The sequence below is a fragment of the Candidatus Similichlamydia epinepheli genome, from assembly GCF_003056015.1.
The window spans coordinates 1-2,911 of record NZ_PPEU01000088.1 but is presented as its reverse complement, the minus strand read 5'-3'; the positions used below and the strand labels follow the sequence as shown (position 1 = coordinate 2,911).

The window sequence follows — 2,911 nt, the reverse complement described above, 5'->3', positions numbered from 1 at the left end:
ATAGAGAGACTCTGGGGAAAGAAAAGAAATTGTAAACGACCTATTTAATACGACCTGGATCACCTCTATAACGAAGGAGAATTGTTTTAGCACCTGCAAGACGAGTTGTCTCTTGTACAACAAGCTCAATCTCGCTTTGCTCAAAATAGTATGAGTCACCAACTTTTAAATGTCTGCCTAGGACCTCTTCCAAGAGTTCGCTCAAAGTTAAAGATTCGTCTGCTTCTTGAATCCCAATTCTAAACTCACAACGCATTTGACGAATTGTCATAGATCCAGGCGCTGTTCTTTCAAATAAACAAGGTTGATTCTCATGAGAAATAGCGCCAATTCCACCAAATAATTCTTCAAAAAAAAAGCTCAAAGAAAGCCATCCAACTATTTGTTCATCTGAGTCAAGAACTAAGAAAAATGTATCGTTTTGTGTGAGTAACGTATCAAAATCAAACGAACTGGAAAAAGGCTTTGAAGAGGCATATACAATTCTGCTCCTCTCCAAAGATTGAAAAAGGATCAAATCATCTTTGCCAAACAAAACCCTAGCAGGGAAAAGAAGTCGCGGCAGCACTTCTTCCGGTGAAAAACAGAGCAAAAAAGGCGCTAAAGATATCTGTAAAAGGTTTTGCACACAACTATGAGAATAATTATTACCGAATAATAAAGGAACCTTCATAAGAGATCGAGCAAGAGATTTCATCTCCAATTTTCTCAATGAAGATAAAGTTTTTGTCTCAAATCGTAATATACCTTGAGGAGAAAGAACATGAACAAGATTCGAATTTTCACGAAGTGCAAGAAAAATATCCTCACGCTGCAAAAGAACACGCTCTTCTCCATTTTTCCTCGTATTAGAGAAGAAAGAAATTAGTCTTATTAATTTCCCGATTAAAAATGAAAATGGTGAAACGATATAACGAACAGGAACTAATACGACAACACCGAATTGAGCAATAACATGAGGGAATCTTCTCCCCATAAAAAGAGGGGATAATTCTCCAAAAATCACTACTATTGGAATGTAAACAAACGGTATTAACTGAAGAGGAACTCCAATCGATTTAAATAGATTCTTTGCACATTCTGAACCAAAATGCAGGGCAAATTCTATAAGAATAAGAGTTGTTGTGAACAGGGATTGTGGAGAACGAATGAAATGATGAACAGCTTGAGCTCTAATATTTTTTTTGTGTAACTGGTAGTTTAATAGTAATGGATCATATGAAACAATTGCTACTTCTTGCATGGAAAAAAAACCTTCCAAAACAAGCATCAAAATCGTCAAAAACAGCCAACAAATTAACTGCATAACAATATAGTCCTACTATTCTACTGGTTTGCATTGAATGTAAAGGTATTTCAACAAGCAATTCTCAACAGACAGAACATGTATTATAAGTTCATCAATCTGAAGAATTGATCCTGTCAACAATAATTCTCTACATTGCGCTACAACCCATCCTCCTAAAGTAGTTTGACCGCTTCTAGTAGGTAAAGAAACTCCGCTGACACGCCGAAACAATTCTAAATCCATCCTTCCGCTTGCAACTAGTCCAGTACCATCTACCCTTATAAACAATCCAGATACATGATCAGGGACAGGATCTTCTATACCCCAAAGTGCTAGCCATCGAATACAACATTTATACTGCAAGATCTGTAAACTCACGACTCCGCACACACTACCAAACTCGTTAACAACAAAAATAAGACGTGTGTTTTCTTCTTTTAATTCTCCCAATACAAAGGCAAGGGACCTGCTTTCAGGAACAAAACGAGGTGGTTTTAGTAAGAGTCGAATATTATCATTAGAGATATCATGACGAACAGAAAGCAGTTGTCGTATATCTAACGTCCCCATTACATTCAAAAAATGTCCCGATATAACGGGGATCTCAGTGCCTATAAATGAAGGAGGTGTTTTAAGAAAAAATTCATAAGACGACTCCAAATCTAAATAGTTTAATTCATGAATCGGTCTAGCGACTTCTCTAACTTGTAATCTTGCAACACGAAGATAACTTTGAAACAGTCTCTTCTCCTCTTCAGAAATCAAAGGGCTATCTTTTGAAAGATCAATTGCATCAATTTGCTCTTCCAATGTAGGCCTCTCAGGCTCTTTTAAGAAAAATGAAAATCCACCAGTAATCAAATTTGCAAATGCAATTGCCACAACTCTTGGATAGTGCAGTAATTTATGAATCCTAAAAAATGGGCCTACTACTATCTTTGCAGTATAAATGTTGTATTCGATGGCTAGCACTTTGGGGATAATCTCCGCAATCACAGCGCTCAACATCATAGGCACAAAAACACGCAGCCATGAAGGCGAAACACCACTTAACAAGTGTGAAACCAAGTTTTGACATAATACGCTCCCCATCGTTCCTAAAAAAAGAATTGTCACTAAAACTTTTTCAGGGCTTCGCATCAGATTCGCAACAAGAACTAATCGAGAATCCTTTCCTCCTAGAAAAGATTTTAATTGAGCCCTAGAAAACGAAAAAAACGACGCAAGACAAAGCGAAGATAAAGATTGTATTCCCAAACAACAAGAAAGAGAGAGAATGGCCACCAAAACACGAATCATGACAGCAGAAACTCACGCTCTTCATAGCCTTCAAAAGCATTAGGACATCTTGACGATGAACTGGCAAAAAAAAGAAAAAAGCCGGAAAATTTCTCCGACCCCTCTCGAAACAAATCTAGGCTGCTATCTTTCGATCCTGACCTAAAATCTTCTAGAGGCCCGAAGTTTCCGGCGACCGCGGAGTTTAAAGGATCAAACCACGCACTAGCAAACAAAAAATTAATGAAGAGCGTGAGTTTCTGCTGTCATGATTCGTGTTTTGGTGGCCATTCTCTCTCTTTCTTGTTGTTTGGGAATACAATCTTTATCTTCGCTTTGTCTTGC

Annotated in this window: 2 protein-coding genes; both read right to left on the bottom strand. The window is 37.7% G+C overall.

Annotation, left to right across the window (positions count from 1 at the left end):
* Positions 1-40: 40 nt before the first annotated feature.
* Entirely contained in the window at positions 41-1,306 is a 1,266-nt protein-coding gene (locus tag GCCT14_RS04285; protein WP_108624371.1) for a DUF21 domain-containing protein, read from the bottom strand.
* Positions 1,307-1,321: 15 nt separating this feature from the next.
* Positions 1,322-2,587 (bottom strand): CNNM domain-containing protein, encoded by a 1,266-nt coding sequence (locus GCCT14_RS04280; RefSeq protein ID WP_108624370.1) that lies wholly within the window; start codon positions 2,585-2,587, stop codon positions 1,322-1,324.
* Positions 2,588-2,911 lie beyond the last annotated feature (324 nt).